This is a genomic window from Spirosoma harenae (assembly GCF_054776975.1).
Genome location: NZ_BAAHBD010000047.1, coordinates 158,150 through 158,487, shown reverse-complemented (window position 1 = coordinate 158,487; position 338 = coordinate 158,150). Strand labels below are relative to the sequence as shown.

The 338-nt window shown below is 49.4% G+C and carries 1 pseudogene; it reads left to right on the top strand.

From position 1 onward, the window contains the following. Nucleotides 1-338 (top strand): annotated as a pseudogene (locus tag ACYVE4_RS31715) (DDE-type integrase/transposase/recombinase); the annotation flags it as partial.

Genomic DNA, 338 nt, shown 5'->3' with positions numbered 1-338 from the left:
AGTTCTATAACCCAACTACGGCTCCCAATCAGCTTTGGCAAACTGACTTCACCGCTCCGGCGGCCCGGCTATTTCAAGATCAAAAACTGGGGCTGGTATTATCTGTCGACGGTATTAGATGACTATTCCCGCTACATTTTAGCGTGGGAGCTATCCCCGGCATGCAAGCCACAGACGTAGAACGAACAGTGCAATCAGCTCTTGATGCCAGCAGTTTATCTGTTGGTCAGCGACCGCGTATGCTGTCAGACAATGGGTCGGCCTATGTGTTTCGGTATCTTAAAGAGTATTTGAGAGGGGAAAGCATTGAGCATATTCGCAGTGCGCCATTTCATCCT